The organism is Mesobacillus sp. QJM3NY_10 (genome assembly GCF_056173465.1).
The window spans coordinates 148,845-172,528 of the sequence record NZ_CM149675.1 but is presented as its reverse complement, the minus strand read 5'-3'; the positions used below and the strand labels follow the sequence as shown (position 1 = coordinate 172,528).

37 protein-coding genes are annotated in these 23,684 nt (G+C 43.5%); 6 read left to right on the top strand and 31 right to left on the bottom strand.

The features are described from left to right. Positions 1-71: 71 nt before the first annotated feature. Positions 72-299, bottom strand: a complete 228-nt coding sequence (locus AC0VX7_RS00945; RefSeq protein ID WP_023626387.1) for a hypothetical protein — start codon at positions 297-299, stop codon at positions 72-74. 145 nt (positions 300-444) lie between these two features. Here AC0VX7_RS00945 and pdaB point away from each other — a divergent pair, with 145 nt between their 5' ends. Then, positions 445-1,197, top strand: coding sequence for a polysaccharide deacetylase family sporulation protein PdaB (gene pdaB / locus AC0VX7_RS00940; RefSeq protein ID WP_475426291.1), 753 nt, complete (start codon positions 445-447; stop codon positions 1,195-1,197). An 8-nt stretch (positions 1,198-1,205) separates the two neighbouring features. Here pdaB and AC0VX7_RS00935 read toward each other — a convergent pair whose 3' ends face one another. Further along, positions 1,206-1,877, bottom strand: coding sequence for a KinB-signaling pathway activation protein (locus AC0VX7_RS00935; protein ID WP_475426290.1), 672 nt, complete (start codon positions 1,875-1,877; stop codon positions 1,206-1,208). Between the two features lie 148 nt (positions 1,878-2,025). On the opposite strand from AC0VX7_RS00935, the gene gerD reads away from it, so the two are divergent. Continuing rightward, a complete protein-coding gene (gerD, locus tag AC0VX7_RS00930; RefSeq protein ID WP_475426289.1) occupies positions 2,026-2,667 on the top strand; it encodes a spore germination lipoprotein GerD in 642 nt (213 codons plus the stop codon). Between the two features lie 101 nt (positions 2,668-2,768). On the opposite strand, the gene AC0VX7_RS00925 is transcribed toward gerD, so the two are convergent. From AC0VX7_RS00925 to AC0VX7_RS00915, 3 genes are all read right to left on the bottom strand, one after another. Then, positions 2,769-3,824: a P-loop NTPase gene (locus AC0VX7_RS00925; RefSeq protein WP_475426288.1), complete on the bottom strand. Its 1,056-nt coding sequence runs from the start codon at positions 3,822-3,824 to the stop codon at positions 2,769-2,771. Between the two features lie 318 nt (positions 3,825-4,142). Continuing rightward, complete coding sequence (gene cwlD, locus AC0VX7_RS00920; RefSeq protein WP_475426287.1) at positions 4,143-4,859, bottom strand: N-acetylmuramoyl-L-alanine amidase CwlD; 717 nt, start codon at positions 4,857-4,859, stop codon at positions 4,143-4,145. Between the two features lie 73 nt (positions 4,860-4,932). Beyond that, positions 4,933-5,376 (bottom strand): YbaK family protein, encoded by a 444-nt coding sequence (locus AC0VX7_RS00915; protein WP_214909255.1) that lies wholly within the window; start codon positions 5,374-5,376, stop codon positions 4,933-4,935. Between the two features lie 258 nt (positions 5,377-5,634). Here AC0VX7_RS00915 and AC0VX7_RS00910 point away from each other — a divergent pair, with 258 nt between their 5' ends. The 4 genes from AC0VX7_RS00910 (at position 5,635) to AC0VX7_RS00895 (ending at position 8,841) form a co-directional block, all read left to right on the top strand. Continuing rightward, positions 5,635-6,600: a S8 family peptidase gene (locus AC0VX7_RS00910; RefSeq protein ID WP_475426286.1), complete on the top strand. Its 966-nt coding sequence runs from the start codon at positions 5,635-5,637 to the stop codon at positions 6,598-6,600. Next, on the top strand, positions 6,597-7,370 hold the full coding sequence (locus AC0VX7_RS00905) for an endonuclease I family protein (protein ID WP_475426285.1): 774 nt from the start codon (positions 6,597-6,599) through the stop codon (positions 7,368-7,370). The genes AC0VX7_RS00910 and AC0VX7_RS00905 overlap by 4 nt, the downstream gene beginning before the upstream one ends. Before the next feature lie 457 nt (positions 7,371-7,827). After that, on the top strand, positions 7,828-8,520 hold the full coding sequence (locus AC0VX7_RS00900; RefSeq protein ID WP_475426284.1) for a hypothetical protein: 693 nt from the start codon (positions 7,828-7,830) through the stop codon (positions 8,518-8,520). A gap of 21 nt (positions 8,521-8,541) precedes the next feature. Further along, on the top strand, positions 8,542-8,841 hold the full coding sequence (locus AC0VX7_RS00895) for a hypothetical protein (RefSeq protein WP_475426283.1): 300 nt from the start codon (positions 8,542-8,544) through the stop codon (positions 8,839-8,841). Positions 8,842-8,899: 58 nt separating this feature from the next. Here the strand turns inward: AC0VX7_RS00895 and rpsI are convergent, their stop codons facing one another. From rpsI to rpsQ, 26 genes are all read right to left on the bottom strand, one after another. Next, positions 8,900-9,292, bottom strand: a complete 393-nt coding sequence (rpsI, locus tag AC0VX7_RS00890) for a 30S ribosomal protein S9 (RefSeq protein WP_475426282.1) — start codon at positions 9,290-9,292, stop codon at positions 8,900-8,902. 20 nt (positions 9,293-9,312) lie between these two features. Beyond that, positions 9,313-9,750 carry a 50S ribosomal protein L13 gene (rplM, locus tag AC0VX7_RS00885; RefSeq protein ID WP_041966504.1) on the bottom strand — a complete coding sequence of 146 codons (438 nt, stop codon included), beginning with the start codon at positions 9,748-9,750 and terminating at the stop codon, positions 9,313-9,315. Between the two features lie 175 nt (positions 9,751-9,925). Next, positions 9,926-10,690: a tRNA pseudouridine(38-40) synthase TruA gene (gene truA, locus AC0VX7_RS00880; RefSeq protein ID WP_475426281.1), complete on the bottom strand. Its 765-nt coding sequence runs from the start codon at positions 10,688-10,690 to the stop codon at positions 9,926-9,928. 5 nt (positions 10,691-10,695) lie between these two features. Next, positions 10,696-11,493, bottom strand: a complete 798-nt coding sequence (gene cbiQ, locus AC0VX7_RS00875; protein ID WP_475426280.1) for a cobalt ECF transporter T component CbiQ — start codon at positions 11,491-11,493, stop codon at positions 10,696-10,698. After that, a complete protein-coding gene (locus AC0VX7_RS00870; RefSeq protein WP_475426279.1) occupies positions 11,490-12,359 on the bottom strand; it encodes an energy-coupling factor ABC transporter ATP-binding protein in 870 nt (289 codons plus the stop codon). Before AC0VX7_RS00870 ends, cbiQ begins: the two co-directional genes overlap by 4 nt. Next, complete coding sequence (locus tag AC0VX7_RS00865) at positions 12,335-13,174, bottom strand: energy-coupling factor ABC transporter ATP-binding protein (protein WP_475426278.1); 840 nt, start codon at positions 13,172-13,174, stop codon at positions 12,335-12,337. The genes AC0VX7_RS00870 and AC0VX7_RS00865 overlap by 25 nt, the downstream gene beginning before the upstream one ends. A gap of 415 nt (positions 13,175-13,589) precedes the next feature. Continuing rightward, complete coding sequence (rplQ, locus tag AC0VX7_RS00860) at positions 13,590-13,952, bottom strand: 50S ribosomal protein L17 (RefSeq protein WP_041966509.1); 363 nt, start codon at positions 13,950-13,952, stop codon at positions 13,590-13,592. Positions 13,953-14,031: 79 nt separating this feature from the next. Beyond that, on the bottom strand, positions 14,032-14,976 hold the full coding sequence (locus AC0VX7_RS00855) for a DNA-directed RNA polymerase subunit alpha (RefSeq protein ID WP_215026119.1): 945 nt from the start codon (positions 14,974-14,976) through the stop codon (positions 14,032-14,034). 175 nt (positions 14,977-15,151) lie between these two features. Further along, positions 15,152-15,541, bottom strand: a complete 390-nt coding sequence (gene rpsK / locus AC0VX7_RS00850; RefSeq protein ID WP_041966511.1) for a 30S ribosomal protein S11 — start codon at positions 15,539-15,541, stop codon at positions 15,152-15,154. Positions 15,542-15,565: 24 nt separating this feature from the next. Then, a complete protein-coding gene (rpsM, locus tag AC0VX7_RS00845) occupies positions 15,566-15,931 on the bottom strand; it encodes a 30S ribosomal protein S13 (protein WP_214909288.1) in 366 nt (121 codons plus the stop codon). Positions 15,932-15,954: 23 nt separating this feature from the next. Beyond that, the gene (gene rpmJ, locus AC0VX7_RS00840; RefSeq protein ID WP_003156543.1) at positions 15,955-16,068 is read right to left on the bottom strand and encodes a 50S ribosomal protein L36; all 114 of its coding nucleotides are present in this window, start codon (positions 16,066-16,068) and stop codon (positions 15,955-15,957) included. A 34-nt stretch (positions 16,069-16,102) separates the two neighbouring features. After that, on the bottom strand, positions 16,103-16,321 hold the full coding sequence (gene infA / locus AC0VX7_RS00835) for a translation initiation factor IF-1 (RefSeq protein ID WP_019157108.1): 219 nt from the start codon (positions 16,319-16,321) through the stop codon (positions 16,103-16,105). A gap of 226 nt (positions 16,322-16,547) precedes the next feature. After that, complete coding sequence (gene map / locus AC0VX7_RS00830; protein ID WP_215033447.1) at positions 16,548-17,294, bottom strand: type I methionyl aminopeptidase; 747 nt, start codon at positions 17,292-17,294, stop codon at positions 16,548-16,550. Continuing rightward, positions 17,294-17,944, bottom strand: a complete 651-nt coding sequence (locus AC0VX7_RS00825) for an adenylate kinase (protein WP_041966514.1) — start codon at positions 17,942-17,944, stop codon at positions 17,294-17,296. Before AC0VX7_RS00825 ends, map begins: the two co-directional genes overlap by 1 nt. 57 nt (positions 17,945-18,001) lie before the next feature. Continuing rightward, entirely contained in the window at positions 18,002-19,297 is a 1,296-nt protein-coding gene (gene secY / locus AC0VX7_RS00820) for a preprotein translocase subunit SecY (RefSeq protein ID WP_215033441.1), read from the bottom strand. Next, positions 19,297-19,737 carry a 50S ribosomal protein L15 gene (rplO, locus tag AC0VX7_RS00815; RefSeq protein WP_041966516.1) on the bottom strand — a complete coding sequence of 147 codons (441 nt, stop codon included), beginning with the start codon at positions 19,735-19,737 and terminating at the stop codon, positions 19,297-19,299. The genes secY and rplO overlap by 1 nt, the downstream gene beginning before the upstream one ends. 31 nt (positions 19,738-19,768) lie before the next feature. Then, a complete protein-coding gene (rpmD, locus tag AC0VX7_RS00810) occupies positions 19,769-19,951 on the bottom strand; it encodes a 50S ribosomal protein L30 (protein ID WP_023626413.1) in 183 nt (60 codons plus the stop codon). 13 nt (positions 19,952-19,964) lie between these two features. After that, the gene (gene rpsE, locus AC0VX7_RS00805) at positions 19,965-20,465 is read right to left on the bottom strand and encodes a 30S ribosomal protein S5 (protein ID WP_035209554.1); all 501 of its coding nucleotides are present in this window, start codon (positions 20,463-20,465) and stop codon (positions 19,965-19,967) included. 24 nt (positions 20,466-20,489) lie between these two features. Continuing rightward, positions 20,490-20,849: a 50S ribosomal protein L18 gene (gene rplR / locus AC0VX7_RS00800; protein ID WP_192472775.1), complete on the bottom strand. Its 360-nt coding sequence runs from the start codon at positions 20,847-20,849 to the stop codon at positions 20,490-20,492. A 32-nt stretch (positions 20,850-20,881) separates the two neighbouring features. After that, positions 20,882-21,418: a 50S ribosomal protein L6 gene (gene rplF / locus AC0VX7_RS00795; protein ID WP_475426277.1), complete on the bottom strand. Its 537-nt coding sequence runs from the start codon at positions 21,416-21,418 to the stop codon at positions 20,882-20,884. A gap of 32 nt (positions 21,419-21,450) precedes the next feature. Beyond that, positions 21,451-21,849 carry a 30S ribosomal protein S8 gene (gene rpsH / locus AC0VX7_RS00790; protein WP_023626417.1) on the bottom strand — a complete coding sequence of 133 codons (399 nt, stop codon included), beginning with the start codon at positions 21,847-21,849 and terminating at the stop codon, positions 21,451-21,453. Between the two features lie 30 nt (positions 21,850-21,879). Continuing rightward, entirely contained in the window at positions 21,880-22,065 is a 186-nt protein-coding gene (gene rpsN, locus AC0VX7_RS00785; RefSeq protein ID WP_009499044.1) for a 30S ribosomal protein S14, read from the bottom strand. A gap of 25 nt (positions 22,066-22,090) precedes the next feature. Next, positions 22,091-22,630: a 50S ribosomal protein L5 gene (gene rplE / locus AC0VX7_RS00780; RefSeq protein ID WP_041966519.1), complete on the bottom strand. Its 540-nt coding sequence runs from the start codon at positions 22,628-22,630 to the stop codon at positions 22,091-22,093. A gap of 26 nt (positions 22,631-22,656) precedes the next feature. Next, on the bottom strand, positions 22,657-22,968 hold the full coding sequence (gene rplX, locus AC0VX7_RS00775) for a 50S ribosomal protein L24 (protein WP_125482132.1): 312 nt from the start codon (positions 22,966-22,968) through the stop codon (positions 22,657-22,659). A 34-nt stretch (positions 22,969-23,002) separates the two neighbouring features. Continuing rightward, entirely contained in the window at positions 23,003-23,371 is a 369-nt protein-coding gene (gene rplN, locus AC0VX7_RS00770) for a 50S ribosomal protein L14 (protein ID WP_023626420.1), read from the bottom strand. A gap of 40 nt (positions 23,372-23,411) precedes the next feature. Beyond that, positions 23,412-23,675: a 30S ribosomal protein S17 gene (rpsQ, locus tag AC0VX7_RS00765; RefSeq protein WP_023626421.1), complete on the bottom strand. Its 264-nt coding sequence runs from the start codon at positions 23,673-23,675 to the stop codon at positions 23,412-23,414. Positions 23,676-23,684 lie beyond the last annotated feature (9 nt).

Sequence of the window (23,684 nt, the reverse complement as noted above, 5' to 3'; positions counted from 1 at the left end):
ACGTTTATTAATATAACAGGATAATTTATTTACGTCAATAAGTATTACGAAAAAAGTTTCCTTATTGTTTATTAACCTTTATACATGCTTTTCTTCGCTGGCATATACTTAAGACATTCCTTAGGGGATGCTACTCTTTTAAAAAGCGAAAACAGTATTTGATATCTTTCTTTCATCGACCGCTTTACTACATGATCAATACGATCATCCTTCAGATCGAATAGGATTTCATCCATTTCCCTTTTAATTAAGTATTCTAGCTCTTTCATTTCCTTTTCATTGATCAGAACACCAAGCATATATACACTCCTGTTCATTTTCACATAGTGCTTGTAGTGTTGTCTTTTTTTCGGATTTTTATAATCTGATTTTTTTATTATCATATCTTTTTGACCTGCGGAATAAAAATGAGACAAGGAGTGCATTGGACGAGGTGGTGAGAAAATGAATTTCTTTTATGTAATGAATGCTAAGTCGATTAAAACAGTTTTTGTCATCGTGATCGCAGCCTTTTTTACAGCTTGGTTCTTTTACATGGAAAACATGGTCCAACTCCCTGCTTTTTCAGCAAAGGATGGTCCTAAAGCCATTTATAAAGGAGAAAAGGATTTAGCTTTGACCTTTAATATTGGCTGGGGCGATGAAAAAGCGGAACCGATTCTTGACGTTCTGAAGAAAGAGAAAGCAGGCGCTGTCACCTTCTTCTTGTCAGGATCCTGGGCAGAAAGACATCCAGACCTGGTGAGCCGGATGGTGAAAGAGGGATATGAAATTGGCATGCTTGGATATGAGTATAAGGATTATACCGATCTAGAGGAAGATAAAATCAGGCGTGATATCCTAAAAGCTCAGGAAGCATTTAAAAAGCTTAATGTTAAGAATATCGAGCTGCTGCGTGCCCCTACTGGCCATTTTGATCAACGCACTTTAAAAATTGCCGAACGACTCGGGTATACAGTCGTCCACTGGAGTCTTGATTCAAAGGATTGGACGAATCCTGGCACTGAGGTTATTGCCGAGAATGCTGCAAAGGCAAAGAAGGGTGATATCCTGTTGATGCATGCTTCTGATTCAGCTAAACAAACCGCGGAAGCACTGCCTCTGGTGTTAAAGGATATCAGGGCAAAGAATCTGAAGATGGTCACAGTTTCAGAAATGATCGCCAACGGTGACTCTAAATCAGCAGAAATAAAATAACCGTCCAACTATGCGTTGGACGGCTTTTTTTGCACTTTTTCATTTGTTTTTGTTTTAGCCTTTTTTTCAAGGGCTTTTCGTTCTTCCTGTGATTTCTGGTTAAGCTTATGCAAAACCAGCAGTTGGTAGGCATTACATGCTAACAATGGAAACAGCATGAGATAAAGCCAGCTGTGCTCGTTTACCCGGAGTACGGGCACCCATTCGATCACTGTTACGACAATCATGAAAAACAATGCTGGTATTAAAGCTTCTTTGTTGGTTTGCTTAACCTTCATAAACGCTACAATCAACCCAGCGATCAGGACAATTACCGCGAGACCTATATAAGGCATGATGCTCTCGCCGCTTTCCGCGAAGGCGTTAAAACGCAGATATACGAGGTCAAACAATACAAAAGCAATCAACAGGACTTGTACAGGATTCCATAGAGATTTAAAAATACCAAGGCCAAAGCGATGTACGGTCAAATAAGCGAAGAAACCCATTTGGCTAAGAATGCTAAATATAAGACCCACACCCATTAGCCATACTAAAATTGAAAGGAATTCAAGAATGTTGAAATCACTTAACAGTTGCTGGAATTCACTCCAGCGGACAATAAAACCAACCACAGCAGTTGTCACCGCTCCAACAACCAGGGTGGTGAGAAATAAGTGTACCCAATTACGGCTTGTCACGATTTTTTCCCCCAAAAGAAAATTAAACTTCACCATTTGATTGTACCAATGCGGGTTTGAAAAATCTAGGTGTCGTTATTCGTGTATAACAATTTGTCATTTTACTCATCCTAAAATTAGGGCTGTCTATGTGAAAGGGGAATGGAAGATGAAGAAGATCATGAAGTTTTTACTCCCTGTAACCTTTTTACTTTTAGCTGCCGGCTGCGCTTCTCCGGCCGAGTCAGCAGGGGGGCAAGTCGATTACGAGGAAACAAAGAAAATGGTTGTCGACATCCTGAAGACTGATGATGGCAAAAAAGCAATTCAGGAAGTCATGGGTGACGATGGCATGAAGGAAAAGCTAATAATGGACCAGCCGGTCGTAATTGATACAGTCGAAAAGACAATGACCTCCGAAAAAGGCATGGAGTTTTGGAAAAAATCCTTCGAGGATCCAAAATTCGCTGAGAGCGTCGCAAAAAGCATGAAGAAGGAAAATGAAAAGTTGTTAAAGGACCTTATGAAGGATCCAGAATATAAAGGCATGATGATTGAAGTCATGAAGGATCCTGAACTTGAAAAGGAATTAACTAACGTCCTCAAAAGCAAAGAATATCGGGAACATCTGCAAAAAGTGATGACCGAGACCTTTGAAAGCCCGCTTTTCAAGGCGAAACTTCAGGCTTTGATCGTTAAAGCCGCAGAAGAAATGCCAACCCAAAAGTCGGAAGGCGAATCTGAAGAAGGCGGCGGTGGATCCGGCGGCGGTGGCGGCGAAGAATCAGGCGGCGGCTCTGGAGGTCAATAATAATTGCAAGAAAGCACAGGCGCTTTGGTCAGCCCCGACCAGCAATCCAACCGGATATTCCAATGAAAGAGCCTCTCCTGGTATAGGAGAGGCTCGTTTTATTACTTTCCAAGCATTTGGACAACTTGCTGGGCAATATTTGTATAGAGTGCGCCAATTTTATCGTCTTCTTGATAAATGGATGGTGCAAAGTCTTCTTCATTCCAGGTTGGCTGTCCTAATGGCAGTTTGCCTAACAGCTTAGTGTTTAGCTCGTCAGCCAGCTTTTCACCGCCGCCTTGTCCAAAGACATATTCTTTTTCCTCAGTCAGCTTGCTTTCAAAGTAAGACATGTTTTCAATGACACCGAGGATTTCATGCTCTGTACGAAGAGCCATCGCACCTGCACGCGCAGCAACGAATGCCGCTGTCGGATGCGGAGTGGTAACGATGATTTCTTTACATGATGGCAGCATGGTGTGAACATCCAGCGCAACATCCCCAGTTCCAGGAGGCAAGTCCAACAGAAGATAATCAAGTTCTCCCCACTCGACTTCATTGAAGAAGCTGTTTAACATTTTGCCAAGCATCGGTCCGCGCCAGATAATTGGTGCGTTATCTTCAACAAAGAATCCCATAGAGATAACTTTCACTCCGTGTCTTTCTACTGGAATGATTCTTTCTCCCCTTACAACCGGACGCTTTGTGATACCCATCATATCAGGAACACTGAAACCGTAGATGTCAGCATCCACAAGTCCAACTTTTTTGCCTAAACGCGCTAGTGAGACAGCAAGGTTGACGGAAACAGTAGATTTACCTACTCCTCCTTTTCCACTCGCGATCGCGATGAATGTTGTTTGGCTATTAGGAGACAGCAAGCCTTCCTCTTCTTCAGGGGCCGCTGTCTGGAATTTTGATAGAACTTCTGCAGGCAGTTCAGAGAAACGCAATCCTACAGATGCCGCTCCAGCGCTTTTTAAGATATTGACAATTTCCGTTTGCAGCTGCAGCTGTTCTGCAGTACCTATTTTCGCGATAGCTATTTTAACGCTTACATGGTTCTTCTCTTCTTTAATCTTGATTTCTTCGATTGCATTTATCTCTTCGAGTGTTTTATGTAAAAATGGTTCCTTAAGGTCTTTTAAACTTTCGCGTACCTTAGCTTCAGTTAACATAATGACACCTTCCTCTGTAAAAATTTATCTCCAAGGACAGTATAACATATTGATAAAATTCCTAAGTGTTAAACCTATCACACATTTCTGAAAGATATTTTTCCAAAAGGCTGTTTTCATAAAGATTGTTGTTAAAATCCTTAAGCCGATTTTAACGTAATATATACAGGTCGGTATTAAGTTTGCATGCTCTTTTCTCATAAGAAGCGTCAACTTTACGAAGGCATATAGATAATTCACTACAATTTTGTATTCAATAGCAACAAAGTTTGAGAAAAGAGCCTTCCAAAAAGAAAAAGAAGGATCAAGGACCCCTCTTTATTTTTCCCAAAATTTCTGTTCATCTGTAAAATATCTGAGCATACCTTCATAAATTGATCCTGCAACTTTTTCCTGATAAGCCTCATCTTTCAGATTTGCGGCTTCCTGTGGATTTGATAAAAAACCTATCTCGACCAAAACCCCAGGTTTATTCGTATGTTTCAATAAATAGATGCTATTCGCCGCCTTTGCATCTCGGTCTGTGTTTTCAAGATTTCGGCGTAATTCATCCTGAATCAGTTTGGCGGCTCGTTTGTTTTCCTTGTAATTCGTGGAGTAGAATGTTTGCGCCCCTTTCCATTTTGAGGATGGGATCGCGTTCAAGTGTATCGTTGCATAAAAATCGGCTTCAGACTCATTTATCAAATCCAGTCGTCTTTTTAAATCCTGGACCTTTCGCTTACTGTAGCCCTTGAGTCCTTTATCCGCTAGGTCGACATCTGTCTCGCGAGTTAAGATGACGAGGGCTCCCTGCTGCTGTAGGTAATCCCGCAATTTTAAGGAAACGCTAAGGGCGATATCTTTTTCAAAGGGTTCCTCTTCTCCCGCCCCCGGGTCAACGCCTCCATGTCCTGGATCAAGATAGATGATTTTTCCTGAAAGCGGAAGGTTCCAGGATTCCCAGGAGTCATGCTCGGTAAAATCATACTGCAATATAAGGAACAGCACAGCAAGGCCGGCTGCAAATAATCCGAATTTGAGTTTCTTCAGCATGTTCTAAACCATCCTTCCCAGCTAGTCCCTGATAATAAACTATATGGGACAGGTCGACGGTTTAGAACTTCTGCTAGTGCAGCCTCATTTTATATTTCTTTTCACCCTTCATGAATCCTTCTCTCCACCAGCTGTCTACATACTGTTCACACAAGTAATAAAGCTCTTCTGAACCTACTCCCTCTTCACCCTTCCCCCAAAAAAGGAAAAAGTTATATAAGGTGTCAATCAAATGCCGCTCTTCTTTTTCACAGCGGGGCTTAACCGCCTCTATCGGCTCACCGAAATATCCAAAACGGCTGAACTTTGCGCCCAGTAAATATGCTTCTATAGCTACATCATAACAAGCTTCTTCGATTCCTGAATTCATGATGAGATTCGAGGTCAGCCTTGATGAGCCAAAATATTGTTTCACCCTGCCTTGCAGGATGTTGATTGATAATTCACGGAGCATCGATCGCTCATATTTCACTTGTTTTTGTTTTCTTTTATCTATAAATGTCGTTACGACGTTCAAAGTAATCTCACCCCTTAGAAAGTAGTGTTCAACCTTCGTAAGGGAGTAATGCAATATTGACCGACGATTCCTTTTCCAGTTTTCTCAGACGTTTACTGAATAATATTCCCGCATTGTCATTAGGATGAAATACCCAATTATGGATTTCTATTTCTAATAAATTCCCTACTAACGGTCCTGTTCAATAATAGTCAGAATTGTTAGACTTATTATTACAACTAGAACTAGCTTCAATTTTATCTCTAAGGAGGGAAAGAAATGGAGCAAGGTGTTCGTGTTATTCCTTATACCGTGATTGATGAAGCTGACGAAATCAAAGAGGTGCCAAAAGGTGTTGAGCTAATCCAGGCACCCAAGCTTTGGAACGAAACGAAAGGAAAGGGAATGAAGGTTGCTGTTTTAGATACTGGCTGCGAAACTACACATCCAGATTTAAAGGACCGGATTATTGGCGGCAGGAATTTTACAGATGACGACCGAGGCAATTCCGATCTTTATACTGACTATAATGGCCACGGCACTCACGTGGCAGGCACGATTGCCGCCCAGGAAAATGAGGCAGGCGTCATTGGTGTTGCGCCTGAGGCTGGTCTGCTCATTGTAAAAGTATTGAACAAGGCTGGTTCAGGCAAGTATGAGTGGATTATCAAAGGTATTCATTATGCCATTGAGCAAGAAGCGGATATTATCTCTATGTCGCTGGGCGGACCAGCTGACGTTCCTGAATTGCACGAGGCAATTCAAGCCGCTGTAAAAAAGAATATCCTTGTTGTCTGTGCCGCTGGGAATGAAGGGGATGGCGACGATGCTACCAACGAATTCGCCTACCCTGGTGCTTATAACGAAGTCATCAGTGTGGGCGCCGTGAACCTTGAACGAGGATCATCTGACTTTACCAACTCACATAATGAAATTGATGTCGTCGCTCCAGGTGAGCGGATTACATCAACCTACCTGAATGGAAAATATGCGACCTTGAGCGGTACTTCGATGGCAGCTCCGCACGTATCGGGTGCCCTGGCATTGATTAAGACATATGCTAAAGCCCACTTTGAGCGAGAGCTGACAGAACCTGAATTGTATGCGCAACTGGTCAAGCGGACTGTGCCCCTTGGCAATTCGCCTAAGCTGGAAGGCAATGGTCTCGTTTATCTGACTGTGCCGGAGCATCTAGCGGAAATCTTTGACCAGAGCTTCAAAACGATGGTCATGGATGCGATATGATCCTGTCGGCTAGCGAGCTGTATATTCATAACATCGAGAATAAATCGTATTATGATGCTGAGCTGGATGCAAGAATGTGTGATGAGTATTACTGTGACGCTGTTTTCGCACCAGAAGAACTACATTCACTGCTGGTCAGAACACACTCCTCCCATCTGAAATATTCGCCGCATGAGTATGTTTACCCATGGGTAGACTTACAGGAGAACCTGCAGCTGAAGAGCCTTTACTCCGGGCAGAATCTTGACCCGGTGGAGGTGATTGAAGAGGATCTGCGGCTCATGAATACTTTGAGCGAAGGAGGCTTTACAACCAGTTCCGAGTTTCTTTTCAACACCGAACATGTTGTGCCCCAATCCTGGTTTGATGGCGATGATCCAATGCGAGGCGACCTCCATCACTTGTTTGCCTGTGAACCTGGATGCAATAGCATGAGGAGCAATCTTCCTTATTACGATTTTCAGTCCTACGAACCTGAGCTTGCAGCTTTTGGCATCAGAACAGGCTGCGGCATGGTGGAAGCCGGTAAATTCGAACCCGAATATGGAAAAGGCATTGTAGCGAGAGCTGTTTTTTACTTTGCTATAAGATATAAGGATGTTATCAGGATGGATACACAGATGAATTTCGAGCTTCTGCTTAGCTGGCATCACGAGTATCCTGTTACACTATACGAAAAGCACCGAAATGCAGCAATCCAAGAGCTTCAGGGTAATCGGAACCCTTTTATTGATTTTCCGGATATAGCTGGAGACATGCTTGGATTATAGAAGGAAACCGCCTGAAGCGTGAGTTCAGGCGGCTTTTCTTGTGTATGAGGAATTAGTTTTGCTTTTTCGGGCAATGTAACTTCTCCCCTTTTACCCTTTTCGCTCCATTCTCGCATTTTCGGGCAATGAAGTGCCTCTCCTTTTACCCATTTGACTTCTTTCCCACATTTCGGGCAATGCAACGCCTTTCCTTTTACCCTTGTCGCTCCATTCTCGCATTTTCGGGCAATCCAGAGCCTCTCCTTTTACCCTTTTAGCTTCTTTCCCACATTTTCGGGCAATGCAACCCCTCTCCTTTTACCCTTTTAGCTCCATTCACGCATTTTCGGGCAATCCAGGCTTTCATCCTGCTTGTACAGCAGCCACCTCGTATATGATTTTCCTTTAATTTACTAACAAGGATATTGTGGACAACAGGGCAAGCTAAACCTGACTACAGATGAAGGGATGGATTTCTATGTCTATGGAATGGTTCGATCGTGTCGTTGGAGAGTTGCAGGATCATCTTGAATCTATTTGTGAAAAGTATGATCAAGAAGGCCAGATGGCGGTTGAGAGAGGCTCGAAGCATCCAAGGATACAGTTCTATGTGGATTATGATGATGGTGAAAGAGACTATTTCTATATATTATATTTTGATCCGCATAATGAAGAATTCTATACAGAAACCATTGATGAGGATTTGGAGCAGCCTGCGCGTGTCATCCTCTCGGATATTGATGATATTGTCGATGCGGTTCACGAAGGATTCCACGATTACATAAACGATGATGAGGATGAGCTCGATGTCGTTTATGCTACAGAGGATGACGACACATTATATTATGAAGATGACGGAATCGATGATGATGATGAGCTATATGTTGCGGAGGTTGTAGACGAGGACGATATTCTCGAGGAAATTGATGTTGAGTGGGAAACTCCTGAGGTTACGGCATTTTTAAAAGAGGATGAAGTTGAGGTTACCTACCAGTTCGGCCTTATTGAGGAGACTGGTGACGGGGTCCTGCGCCGCATCAACCGGATTTGGACTGAGGATGATGAAATGATTCGAGACGAAACGAACTTTATTTTCACCAAGGAAGAGGCTCCAACCATCATCGCAATGATCGCAAGCCACATGGATTCCATGCAGGGATATGAGGATTAAAGAGTTAGGCGGGGGCATAGAATGATGCCTCCGCTTTTTTGGCTGGTTTCTCACCGCTTTTTGCTTTTCGGACAACAAAAAAACCAATATACTAATGAATCCGACTTACTTTCACAAAAAAACAACAATAATTGCGATCGTCAACGACTGCTTTTAACACTTGAAAAATTTTATTGGCGCTTTTCACAACTTTATTGGCGATTTTCAATTTTTATTGGCGAAAATCACCCACTTATTGGCGAAAATCAAAATTTATTGGCGAATTGGAAATTCCGGGCGTTTTTTTCCAGTTGGAGATCCTCCCTCCCCGCACCTCCCTGAAACAAAATAATAAAAAAGGACTCCCAACCAGAGGTTGAGAGTCTTTCCGAAGCGTAAATTAACGCTTTGAGAACTGAGGTGCACGACGAGCGCCTTTAAGACCGTATTTCTTACGTTCTTTCATACGAGCGTCACGAGTTAATAGTCCTGCACGCTTAAGTGTTGGACGGTATTCTGGGTCAACTGTCAGTAACGCACGAGCGATACCGTGGCGGATTGCGCCAGCCTGGCCAGTGTATCCACCGCCATTTACGTTAACGTGGATATCGTAGCTTCCTACAGTTTCAGTAGCAACAAGCGGCTGCATAACTACTTCACGTAGAGCTGCGAATGGGATATAGTCTTCAATTTCACGATCATTGATTGTAATTTTTCCAGTGCCTGGTACTAAACGAACTCGCGCAACGGAGCTCTTACGACGACCGGTACCGATATATTGAACCTGTGCCAAGTTAATTACCTCCTTAATAATTATCCGCGAAGTTCGTAAACTTCAGGTTGTTGTGCTTGATGTGGATGCTCGTTACCAGCATATACATGAAGCTTTTTAAACATTTGGCGTCCAAGAGAGTTCTTTGGAAGCATGCCTTTGATTGCAAGTTCAAGCATCTTTTCAGCGTAGTTCGTACGCATTTCAAGAGCTGTTCTTTGCTTCAATCCACCTGGGTGCATTGTGTGGCGGTAGTAGATTTTGTCAGTCAATTTCTTACCAGTAAGTTCGATCTGAGAAGCATTGATGATGATTACGTGATCACCAGTGTCAACATTTGGTGTGAAAGTTGGTTTATGTTTACCACGTAGAATAGCTGCAACTTCAGTTGAAAGGCGACCAAGAGTCTTGCCTGCAGCGTCAACTACGTACCATTTACGCTCGATATTGTTGGCATTTGCCATAAACGTTGTACGCATGAGTTTCCCTCCTAAATAGTCAAAAAAAAATCAAGTTCATTGTTGGTATATTTTCAAACACGATAAAGCTCTTCCGGGGCTGATCGTGGGTTTAAAATACATACATATGATATCTTAACCTGTGGTTGAGAGATTGTCAACACCAGGATTAGTTGTCATATCATTTTTTTAAAATTTATTTTTGAATTGCTAAAACTTCTTCGTCATAAAAAACCTTCCACAGGTACAGTCCGTGACCAGGGGCGGTCTTGCCGGCGAGAGTTCGGTCCTGGTCAGCAAGCAGCTGAAGCATGGTGTCAGCAGGTCTCCTGCCTGTCCCTACCTCTAGTAATGTTCCTACAAGTATCCTTACCATATTGTACAGAAAGCCATCACCGACAAACCTGAATACCAGCAGCCCGTTCTCCTCGTAAAAATCGATTTCCTTCAACGTCCTGACCCGGTCTTCTACTTCTGTTTTGGCTGAGCAAAAACTAGTGAAGTCATGTGTCCCTAGCAACTGTTTGCTAGCTTCCCTCATTGCGTCATGATCGAGTTCATACTGGAACTGATAGGAATAGTTCCGCTGGAAAGGGTCCCGATGCTTGGATAGCAGCAAGAAATAACGGTACTCCTTGCCGACTGCGTCAAAGCGTGCATGAAAATCTGGTTTCGCTATGTCTACTGAGCTAACGGCAATATCAACAGGCAATAATGAATTAAGCGCTGTGTGCCACCTGGCAGGCTCAATTTCAAGCGTTGTGTCAAAATGGATAACCTGGCCGAGGGCATGTACTCCTGCGTCTGTACGGCCAGATGCACTGACTCTGAAGCTTGTACCCTTGTTCATCTTTTCCAAAGCCTTTTCTAACTCACCCTGGACAGTCCTTTTGCCAGGCTGCACCTGGTAGCCGGAAAAACCAGTACCATCGTATGAAATTGTGCATTTGATTCGCGGCATAGTGATTACCCTCTTAAAACTATTAATAGAACCGTGACTGCAGCCAGGAACAGAATCATCATGGTGTCCGGCATACCCCATGTCAGTTGGCGGTATTTGGTGCGTCCTTCGCCACCCTTGTAGCCTCGTGCCTCCATTGCGACTGCCAGTTCCTCCGCCCGCTTGAACGAACTGATGAACAACGGAATCAGCAATGGAACAATCGCTTTGATTCGGTCTTTGATCGGACCGCTGTTATACTCCACTCCCCTGGCAGTTTGTGCCTTCATGATTTTGTCAGTTTCCTGCATGAGCGTCGGAATGAATCTCAGGGAAATCGACATCATCAATGCCAGCTCATGGACGGGGAATTTAAATTTCTTTAAAGGATTCAGCAATGTCTCCAGTCCGTCCGTGATTTCGATTGGCGTAGTAGTCAAGGTCAATAGTGACGTGATCAAAATCAGAAGCAGGAACCTCAGAGAAATGAAGATACCTTGCCTGAGACCTTCTTCATATATTTGCAGCCATCCCAATTCGAAGATGACATCGCCTTCTTTTGTCATGAAGATATGGAGCAGGAATGTGAAGATTACCAGAAAAAATACTGGCTTAAGCCCGCCGTATAAGAACCTCAGCGGAATCCTCGACAGTCCGACCATAATAAGTGTATAAGCAGCTAACACTCCGTACGTCAGCACATTGTTCGCGATAAATACGACAATCACAAAAAGGAATACGATGATCAGCTTGGAACGCGGATCCATCCGATGAAGGATAGAGTCTCCCGGCACATAACGGCCAAAGATCATTTTTTCCATCATTTTGGACCGCCCCCTTCCATAAACTCTGCCACCATTTCGGCGAGTTCATCCTCGGAAAGGCTGATTTTGCTGAACTTAGTATTGAAGGCTTCTTCGATCTTCAACTGCAAGCCAACTACTTCCGGTACATCCAGTCCCAATTCCAATAAAGCCTTAGGGTTCGAGAAAATCTGGTCAGGCGTCCCTTTTGTAAAAACCTTTCCCTGATGCATGACGACTATATCATCCGCATAGCGGGCAGCATCTTCCATGCTGTGGGTAACAAGTACAGTAGATAGATCTCTTTTTTTATGAAGTGAATAAAATAAGTCCATTATTTCTTTGCGTCCGCGTGGATCCAGACCTGCAGTAGGCTCGTCCAATACAATGACCTCTGGCTCCATTGCCAGCACTCCGGCAATGGCTACACGGCGCATTTGTCCGCCTGAAAGATCGAACGGTGATTTTTCAAGTATATCTTCTGGTAAACCGACCAGATTGATTGCGACTCTTGCCCGTGCCTTCGCTTCTTTCTCTGTAACGCCAAAATTCATCGGGCCAAACATAATATCCTTTTCGACCGTCTCCTCGAATAACTGATGTTCCGGAAACTGGAAGACAATACCCACCTTTTCGCGGACACCCTTCAAGTTCTTCTCTTTCCGGCCAGCCTTGATTTCCCTGCTGCCGATCAGAACAGAGCCTTTAGTCGGCTTCAATAGTGCGTTCAGGTGCTGCAGCACAGTTGACTTGCCAGAACCGGTATGCCCGATTACTGCAAGGTACGTTCCTGAAGGGACATCGATGGATACATCTGAAATCGCGAGACGCTCGAATGGGGAATCTGCCTGGTAACGATATTCTACATTTTTGAGTGAGATGTCCATAATTCCGTCACCAGCTCTTCTTCTGTCAAATAAGATTTTGTAAGTGCAATTCCTTTTTCACGCATGATTTTGCTCATTTTTACTGGGAAGGGAATATCCAGACCCAGCTTAACCAGCTCTTCATCCATTTCAAAAATTCCCTCGGGAGTTCCTTCACGGTATAGCTCGCCTTTGTTCATGACGATGATCCTGTCCGCTTTCGCAGCTTCTTCAAGATCATGGGTTATCGAAATGACCGTTATGTTCTCACGATCCTTCAACTCACGAACCGTTTTGATTACCTCTGCACGGCCTCTTGGATCGAGCATGGATGTTGCTTCATCCAAAATAATGATCGACGGCTGCAGTGCCAGGACACCAGCAATGGCAACACGCTGTTTTTGGCCGCCAGACAGATGGTGCGGCTCTTGATTTAGAAAGGTTCCCATATTGACTTTATCAAGTGAAGTCTGCACGCGCTCTACCATTGTTTCTCTAGGTATGCCGTGATTTTCCAGACCAAAAGCCACATCATCCCGAACCGTTGTTCCAACGAATTGGTTATCAGGATTTTGAAAAACCATTCCCACATTTCCTCTTACATCCCATACAGTATCCTCTGACAAAGTGACTCCACAAACCTCAATCGAACCTTGCTGCGGAAATTGCAGGCCGTTCAAAAGCTTTGCAAGCGTAGATTTGCCAGAACCGTTATGCCCGACAATCGCCAGCCACTCTCCTTCAAAAATATCAAAATTGATATTTTTTAACGCGGGAGTATGCTGCCCTTCATAACTGAAAGATACATTTTCTATTCTAACTAAGGGTTTGCTCATCTCCGCCCCTCCTCTCAACTCTTCTTAACTGGCTCTTCTCTTTGTTTTTACCTTTTTTAATTCTTTGTATATAAAAAAAGCCTGCACCTCTCCCCGGGCGGAAGCGATCCGCAACTGCAGGTCCGATTAGGACTGGGGAGAGGTACATGAGCTAGACGAGACAGGCAGAACAGCTCCGGTTATAAATAGATGAAGTATCTATCGCTAACCGATTCAGGAGAGTCCTGAAGTAACCGGCCGATGGGGCCAGTGAACTCTTCTTTCCAAGTGGCCTGCTCATCATAACGCTCGTTTTGGCTTGTGCTGCTTTTTTCAGTTTTCGACAGAGGCTTTTGGCCTCAGTATAAGAAAAAAAGGGGATGAAACAAGTTTGTATAAACTGTCCATCGCCCTTGTTTGAGTGTGTTTAATGGTATTAAACTAACTCGATAATTACCATTGGCGCACCATCACCGCGACGTGGTCCAAGTTTCATAATACGAGTGTATCCACCTTGGCGCTCAGCATAGCGTGGAGCGATGTCAGCGAATAATTTTTGAACTGCATCCTGGTTTGTTTCAGCGTTTGCAACTTCGTTACGAACCCAAGCAGAAGCTTGACGGCGAGCATGAAGATCTCCGCGCTTTCCAAGAGTAATCATTTTCTCAACAACTGAACGAAGCTCTTTCGCACGTGTTTCAGTAGTTTCAATACGCTCATTGATAATCAAATCAGTTGTTAAGTCACGTAGCATTGCTTTACGCTGGGCACTTGTGCGTCCTAACTTTCTGTATCCCATGAGTGTTTCCCTCCTTTGTTGAAGTCATAAACCGGCAGTTTTAGTACTGACAGCAAAATGCCTAGTTAATCTGCATTAACTAGTCATCTTTGCGTAAGCCTAAGCCTAGCTCTTCTAGTTTTGCTTTTACTTCTTCTAGTGATTTTCTGCCAAGGTTGCGAACCTTCATCATATCTTCCTCTGTCTTGTGAGCAAGCTCTTGGACAGTGTTGATACCGGCACGCTTTAAGCAGTTATATGAACGAACAGAAAGGTCAAGTTCTTCAATTGTCATTTCCAGAACTTTTTCCTTTTGGTCTTCTTCTTTCTCTACCATGATCTCAGCATTTTGAGCTTCGTCAGTCAAACCAACAAAAATGTTCAAGTGCTCAGTCAGGATTTTAGAACCTAATGCAATAGCTTCCTTAGGACCAGTACTGCCATCTGTCCAAACGTCAAATACCAGCTTGTCATAATTCGTCATTTGCCCTACGCGAGTGTTTTCTACTTGATAAGATACGCGTGAAACCGGCGTATAGATTGAGTCGATTGGAATAACACCGATCGGCTGATCTTCCCGCTTGTTTTGGACAGCAGGATTGTATCCGCGGCCTCTTCTTGCAGTAAGGCGCATACGCAATGAACCTTTGCTTGAAAGTGTAGCGATATGAAGATCCGGATTAAGGATTTCGACATCACTATCATGCGTGATTGCAGCTGCAGTAACTGGACCCTCACCCTGTAAGTCGATTTCAAGTGTCTTCTCTTCGTCAGAGTAGATTTTCAACGCTAATTTCTTAACGTTTAGAATGATTGATGTTACATCTTCTACGACGCCTTCAATTGTTGAGAACTCATGAAGTACTCCATCGATTTGAATCGATGTGACAGCTGCACCTGGGAGTGAGGATAATAGGATACGACGTAAGGAGTTACCCAAAGTTGTACCATATCCACGCTCAAGCGGTTCTACGACAAACTTGCCGTACTTGGCATCATCGCTGATCTCAACCGTTTCGATTTTTGGTTTTTCTATTTCGATCATCAAATATACCCTCCTTCAAAACGTCGAAACCCCGGCAGGTTTTTACCTTACCGAAATTCCCCCATGTATACGTTCCCGTTTGTGCACAACAACTGGATTAATGATTTCTGTATACCTAGAAAATATTTGTATCATATCCCATTATAGACAGGACTACAAATTCTATACAGAAAAATTAAACACGGCGACGTTTTGGCGGGCGGCAGCCGTTATGTGGAACCGGAGTTACATCTCTAATAGCTGTAACTTCAAGACCTGCAGCTTGAAGAGCACGAATTGCTGCTTCACGACCTGCACCTGGTCCTTTAACAGTTACCTCTAAAGTTTTCAAACCATGTTCCATGGAAGTTTTAGCTGCAGCTTCAGCTGCCATTTGTGCTGCGAATGGAGTGGATTTACGTGAACCCTTGAAACCAAGCGCACCTGCACTAGACCATGATAATGCATTACCATGTACGTCTGTAATAGTTACGATAGTATTGTTGAAAGTTGAACGAATATGCGCAACTCCACTTTCAATATTCTTTTTGACGCGGCGTTTGCGTGTATTAGTTTTACGAGCCATTTAAATGTTACCCTCCTTTACGTATTATTTTTTCTTGTTAGCTACAGTCTTACGTGGGCCTTTACGAGTACGTGCGTTGTTCTTCGTGTTTTGACCGCGAACAGGCAAGCCACGACGATGACGCAAGCCACGGAATGAACCAATCTCCATTAGACGCTTGATGTTTAATGAGATTTCACGGCGAAGGTCACCCTCAACCTTTAACTTGTCAATGATATCACGGATTTTGTTAAGTTCCTCTTCAGTAAGATCGCGAACACGAGTGTCTTCAGAAACACCAGCTTCAGCTAGAACCTTTTCAGCAGTTGGTCTGCCAATTCCGTAAATGTATGTTAAAGCAATAACTACACGCTTTTCACGTGGAATATCTACACCAGCAATACGTGCCATCTAGATGCGCACCTCCTTTAATATTATCCTTGTTTTTGTTTATGTTTAGGGTTTTCACAGATCACCATAACTTTGCCTTTTCTGCGAATAACTTTACATTTTTCGCAAATCGGCTTAACAGATGGTCTCACTTTCATTACTCTAACCTCCTTGATAGTACGGAGTCACGGTTTATTTAAAGCGGTAAGTAATTCTTCCGCGAGTCAAATCATATGGAGAAAGCTCTACTGTTACTTTATCTCCAGGCAAGATCCGAATGAAGTGCATTCTAATTTTACCGGAAACATGAGCCAACACTGTATGACCATTCTCTAATTCTACCTTAAACATTGCATTAGGCAAAGTTTCTAATACTGTGCCTTCAATTTCAATTACATCATCTTTCGCCATAAACTGGTCTCCCTTCTTTATTCAAATCGTATTAAATCATATACTCCGCGTTGACGGAATGTAGCTTCCTATTTGTGACACGTTCTAAGCAGCAAGCAATTGAGAATAACATTGAGAAATACTCAACCTTATGATTATATCATAAAGCTGGCATCCCGTCCGCATAGAAATCACATTTCCGCCTATTTAAAGACTAACAACAGAGCCAGACGGCCAATCACTTTAATCAGGCTTTGGTTAATATCTCAAAACCAGTTTCTGTGATCGCGATTGTATGCTCAAAATGGGCACACATTTTACCGTCAACCGTTACAACAGTCCAATCATCGGCTAACGTATTAACATAGCGGCTTCCTGCATTCACCATCGGTTCTATACATAGAACCATACCAGGCTTCAGCCTAGGTCCTCTGTTTGGAGGTCCGTAATGAGGAATTTGCGGGTCCTCATGCAATTCTTGCCCAATTCCATGACCGACATACTCACGAACAATAGAAAAGCCTTCTGATTCCACATACGTTTGAATCGCATGGGAGATGTTCGAAAGACGTTCCCCTGGCTTGGCTTCTTTCAAGCCTCTGAACAACGACTCTTCAGTAACGTCCAATAGACGCTTGGCTTCCTCATCAATCTTTCCTACCGGGTAAGTCCATGCAGAGTCCCCGTGGTATCCGTTGTACTTTGCTCCGATATCAATACTGATGATGTCGCCTTCATTAAGAACCCGTTCGCCAGGAATCCCGTGAACTAGTTCGTTATTAACTGATGCACAGATGCTGCCGCGAAAACCATTATAACCTTTAAAAGAAGGAGTTGCATCTTGTTTGCGGATGAAATCCTCGGCAATTGCATCCAGTTCTTTAGTTGTAATGCCAGGAGCAATATGCTTTTTCAACTCCTGGTGAGTCATCGCTACAATGCGACCTGCTTCTCGCATAATCTCTATTTCACGAGAGGTTTTACAAACGATCATTAATTTAAGCCCCCAAGCAATTCTTCGATATCAGCAAATACGACATCAATGTCTTGCTGACCGTTAATATTGCGTAAGTAGCCTTTATCTTCATAGAAGTTCAACAGAGGCTTTGTTTGCTGGACATTAACATCCAGACGGTTTTGAACAGTTTCGGCGTTATCATCAGCGCGCTGGTATAGCTCGCCGCCACAACGGTCACAAACGCCTTCCTTTGCAGGAGGGTTGAACACAAGGTGGTAGGTAGCGCCGCAGTTCTTACAAATCCTGCGTCCTGTCAGACGTTCCATTAAGATGCTTTGATCAACATCAATGTTGATGACAAAATCGATTTTCTTGCCAAGATCAGCAAGCATAGTATCCAGAGCTTCAGCCTGCGCTACTGTGCGTGGGAATCCATCTAAGAGGAATCCATTTTCACAGTCAGCTTTGCTTAAGCGCTCACGGACAATCCCGATTGTTACTTCATCAGGAACTAGCTCTCCTTTGTCCATAAATGATTTTGCCTGTAATCCAAGTTCCGTTCCTTCTTTGATAGCTGCACGGAACATATCTCCTGTTGAGATATGAGGGATGTTGTATTTACCAACAATTTTATCGGCTTGCGTGCCCTTCCCGGCACCCGGAAGCCCCATCAGAACCAAATTCACAAGATTTCCCCCCTCAGTCTCTATTAAAGATTCAGGGAACCAGGAGTCCCCTAAACCTTATTTTATAAAGCCTTTATAATGGCGTTTTACAAGCTGAGCTTCAAGCTGCTTCATCGTTTCAAGCGCAACGCCGACCACGATCAGCAAGCTTGTTCCGCCAATCTGTACGGATTGAGGCAGACCAGCAAATTGAATGAAAAATACTGGCAGCACAGAGATTACCGAAAGGAAAATCGCGCCGACGAATGTCAGTCGGTATAGAACCCTAGTCAGGTACTCCTGTGTGTTTTTGCCCGGACGGATGCCTGGGACATATCCACCTTGCTTCTTCAGGTTTTCGGCAACCTGTTCAGGATTCACCTGGATGAACGCATAGAAATACGTGAACGCAATGATCAATGCCACATATACGATCATGCCGATCGGCTGTGTATAATCAAACGTCTTCTGGATCCAAAGTGTCACATCATTCGTGCCGAAGAACTGAGCGATTGTCGGAGGTGTAACGATAAACGAAATCGCGAAGATGACCGGGATGACACCAGCAGCATTCACTTTCAATGGAAGGTGAGTGTTCTGGCCGCCAACCGCGTTATTTCCTGCGCTCATGCGTTTAGCGTACTGGATAGGTATTTTACGTGTTGCCTGCTGGATGAAGATAACACCCACAACGATTGCGATAACAGCCAATAGAATAAGCAGCATAGTCACAATGCGAAGGAACAATGCGTCCCCTGCATCAGAGAATTGCTGTGCATAGATCTGGTTGGCCATTGTCGGAATACCAGCAACGATACCTGCAAAGATAATGATTGAAATACCGTTTCCTACGCCTTTTGCTGTGATTTGCTCACCGAGCCACATAAGAAATGCAGTTCCGGCAGTCAAGACCGTAGCAATCAGCAAGTAAGTACCGATACCGGCATTCTGGATTAATAATCCGCCTGCCATATTGTTAAAGCCATAAGACATACCAAGTGCCTGGATGAAACCAAGAACGATCGTGAAATAGCGGGTAAACTGAGCTAATTTACGGCGTCCGACTTCTCCTTGTTTGGACCATTCAGTAAACTTTGGCACAACATCCATCTGCAAGAGCTGGATGATGATTGAAGCGGTGATGTACGGCATGATTCCCATCGCGAAGATGGAGAAGTTCTGCAGCGCACCGCCACCGAAAGTATTCAGCACACCGAAGACACTCATGTCATCCTGTGCTTTTAAAATATCTGCATTTACGCTCGGTACAGGAATAAATGTACCGATACGAAATACAATCAACATTAAAAGGGTGAAGAGAATTTTATTTCTAATTTCACCCACGCGCATAAAATTGGAGATTGTCTGGAACATTAAATCACCTCAGTTTGACCGCCGGCAGCTTTGATCGCTTCTTCGGCTGCAGAGGAGAACTTATGAGCTTTAACAGTTAGTTTCTTTTCAAGGCTTCCTTTAGCAAGTACTTTAATACCCGCTAATTCTTTCCTGACAAGACCTGTTTCAATTAAAAGTTCTGGAGTCACTTCAGTTCCATCTTCGAATACGTTCAAAGCATCAAGGTTAACGACTGCGTACTCTTTGCGGTTGATGTTCGTGAAACCGCGTTTCGGCAAGCGTCGGAATAAAGGAGTTTGACCACCTTCAAAACCAGGGCGTACACCGCCGCCTGAACGAGCGTTTTGACCTTTATGACCTTTACCAGCAGTTTTACCTTGGCCAGAACCGATACCACGTCCTAGACGTTTGCGTTCTTTACGGGAACCTTCTGCAGGCTTTAATTCATGAAGTTTCATGTTGGCACCTCCTTATTTTAAAAAGGATAAATTATTTTTCGTTTACAGTAACAAGGTGAGAAACTTTGTTGATCATGCCGCGGATTGCTGCATTATCTTGTTGCTCAACTGTTTGATTCATTTTACGTAAGCCAAGAGCCTTAACTGTTTCGCGCTGATCTTGCGGACGGCCGATCAGGCTGCGAGTGAGGGTAATTTCTAATTTGTTAGCCATTTGATTTCCCTCCTTATCCTAACAGTTCTTCCACAGATTTACCGCGTAGTTTTGCTACGTCTTCTGCACGCTTAAGTTGAGATAGACCTTCTAGAGTTGCACGAACCATATTAATTGGTGTGTTTGTTCCTAATGATTTAGAAAGGATATCATGCACACCAGCTAATTCTAGAACCGCACGAACTGGTCCACCAGCGATAACTCCTGTACCTTCAGAAGCAGGCTTCAGAAGGATCTCACCAGCACCAAAGTGTCCGATAACCTGGTGTGGAATTGTAGTACCAACCATAGGTACTTGGATTAGGTTCTTCTTCGCATCTTCGATAGCTTTGCGAATCGCTTCAGGTACTTCTTGTGCTTTACCAGTACCCATGCCGACATGACCGTTTTTATCTCCTACTACTACTAGAGCAGAAAAACGGAAACGGCGTCCACCTTTAACAACTTTAGCAACACGGTTAATCGTAACTACGCGCTCTTCAAGTTCAAGTTTGTTTGGATCAATACGACGCATCTTTTTGTGTCCCTCCTTTTTCTATTAAAATTCTAAGCCGTTTTCGCGGGCAGCATCAGCAAGCGCTTGAACGCGGCCATGATAGAGGTATCCGCCACGGTCAAATACTACTGACTTATAACCTTTTTCCACAGCACGCTTAGCGATCAATTCACCGATTTGCTTTGCTGCTTCCAGGTTATTGCCTTCAACATTAACTTCTTTATCTAAAGTAGAAGCACTCGCTAGAGTTACTCCCTTTACATCGTCGATTAGTTGAGCATAAATGTGCTTGTTAGAACGGAACACATTTAGACGAGGACGAGCTTCAGTTCCGCTAAGTTTCGCACGGACACGACCGTGTCTTTTACGGCGAGTAGCGTTTTTATCAGCCTTCGTAATCATTTACGTCACTCCTTTCGTTAACCTATGCGGCATTACTTACCTGTTTTACCTTCTTTGCGGCGTACATATTCGCCTTCATAACGAATACCTTTGCCTTTGTAAGGCTCTGGTGGACGTACGTCACGGATGTTAGCAGCCAATGCGCCAACACGCTCTTTGTCAGTTCCCTTTATAATCACCTTAGTGTTTGAAGGAACTTCGATTTCAAGGCCTTTTTCTGCCTCGATTTCAACCGGATGAGAGTATCCTACGTTAAGTACAAGCTTGTTACCTTGCTTAGACGCACGGTAACCGACACCTACTAGTTCAAGACCTCTTTCGAATCCTTTAGAAACACCCTCAACCATGTTAGCAAGAACCGCACGAGTCGTTCCGTGCAATGCACGATGTTCTTTGTTATCAGTTGGGCGAGAAATGTTGACTACGTTCTCTTCGATCTTGATTTCGATGTCAGAGTGAAAAGTACGAGACAATTCACCTTTTGGTCCTTTTACTGTTACGTGATTGTTATCAAGAGTAACAGTAACACCAGCTGGAATTTCAATTGGTTTTTTACCTACGCGTGACATTTGTTGCACCTCCATTCATTCAGAAAAATCTATTACCAAACGTATGCTAGAACTTCTCCGCCCACTTGCTTAGCGCGAGCTTCTTTGTCAGTTAAAACGCCGTTTGAAGTTGATACTAGAGCAATACCTAAACCGTTAAGTACGCGTGGTACTTCAGTTGATTTAGCATAAACGCGAAGTCCTGGCTTACTGATTCTCTTAAGACCAGTGATAACACGCTCATTGTTTGCACCGTACTTCAAGAAGATACGGATGATACCTTGCTTATTGTCTTCGATATATTCAACGTCACGCACGAAACCTTCACGCTTAAGGATCTCAGCGATTTCTTTTTTAATGTTAGAAGCAGGTACTTCTAGTTTTTCGTGACGAACCATATTCGCATTACGAATACGAGTTAGCAAATCTGCAATCGGATCTGTCATGACCATTTAATTTACCTCCTTCCAGAGCTTTCAGTTTTACCAGCTAGCTTTTTTCACACCAGGAATTTGTCCTTTGTATGCTAATTCACGGAAACAAATACGGCAAAGCTTAAATTTGCGGTATACAGAGTGCGGACGGCCGCAGCGCTCACAGCGAGTGTACTCTTGTACTTTATATTTAGGCGTGCGTTTTTGTTTCGCAATCATTGATTTCTTAGCCACGTTTTCGCCTCCCTCTTATTAGAGATTACTTTTGAAATGGCATTCCGAATTGTGTTAATAGTTCACGAGCTTCTTCATCAGTGTTAGCAGTCGTTACAATAACAATGTCCATGCCACGTACTTTATTTACTTTATCGTAATCAATTTCAGGGAAGATTAACTGTTCTTTAACACCAAGTGTGTAGTTGCCGCGACCGTCGAAAGACTTCTTAGAGATTCCGCGGAAGTCACGTACACGTGGTAAAGATACTGAAATTAACTTGTCGATGAATTCGTACATGCGCTCACCGCGAAGTGTTACTTTCGCACCGATTGGCATACCTTCACGAAGGCGGAAGCCAGCGATTGATTTCTTAGCACGAGTCACGACCGGCTTTTGACCAGTGATCGTTGCTAATTCCTCAACTGCAACATCAAGAGCTTTAGCGTTGGCAACAGCGTCACCTACACCCATGTTGATTACGATCTTTTCAAGTTTAGGAACTTCCATGATTGACTTATAGTTAAACTTGCTCATAAGAGCAGGAGTAATTTCATTGTTGAACTTTTCTTTTAGGCGGTTCATCGATTGTACCTCCCTTCTTCAATAGACTATTTATCTAGAACTTCACCGGATTTTTTAGCAACGCGTACCTTCTTGCCGTTCTCGACAGTGTAACCAACTCGGGTTGGCTTGCCAGACTTCGGATCTACAGGCATTACGTTTGATACATGGATAGGTGCTTCCTGGTTCAAGATTCCACCTTGTGGATTTACTTGAGAAGGCTTAGCGTGTTTTTTCACGATGTTGATTCCTTCTACAAGAACACGGCTTTGCTTTGGAAAAGCTTCAAGGATGATCCCTGTTTTGCCTTTGTCCTTACCAGAGATGACCATTACTTTGTCACCTTTTTTTACATGCATCTGTGTGCACCTCCTTAAAGGCATTTGAAATAGATTATAGTACTTCTGGAGCTAATGAAACGATCTTCATGAAGTTGTTGTCACGAAGCTCACGTGCAACTGGTCCGAAGATACGAGTACCACGAGGACTCTTATCGTCACGGATGATTACACAAGCATTCTCGTCAAATTTGATGTAAGAACCGTCAGTACGGCGCATACCAGTTTTTGTACGAACGATAACTGCTCTGACAACGTCACCTTTTTTAACAACGCCACCTGGTGTTGCCTGTTTCACTGTGCAAACGATAACGTCTCCGATATTAGCAGTCTTACGGCCGGAACCGCCAAGAACCTTAATAGTAAGAACTTCACGAGCACCTGAATTGTCAGCAACTTTTAAACGTGTTTCCTGTTGGATCATGCGAGTAACCTCCCTTCGGAATAAACCTTAATCCGAACAATTAGATAATAACAGCTTTTTCCACCACTTCTACAAGGCGGAAGCGTTTTGTGGCAGATAGCGGACGAGTTTCCATGATACGTACTACGTCGCCGATTTTTGCCTCGTTTTGCTCATCATGAGCTTTGAATTTCTTAGAGTATTTTACACGCTTGCCGTATAAAGGATGCTTTTTGTATGTTTCAACAAGAACAGTAACAGTTTTATCCATCTTGTCAGATACTACGCGTCCAGTATAAACTTTGCGTTGGTTGCGTTCACTCATTGTGAGAAC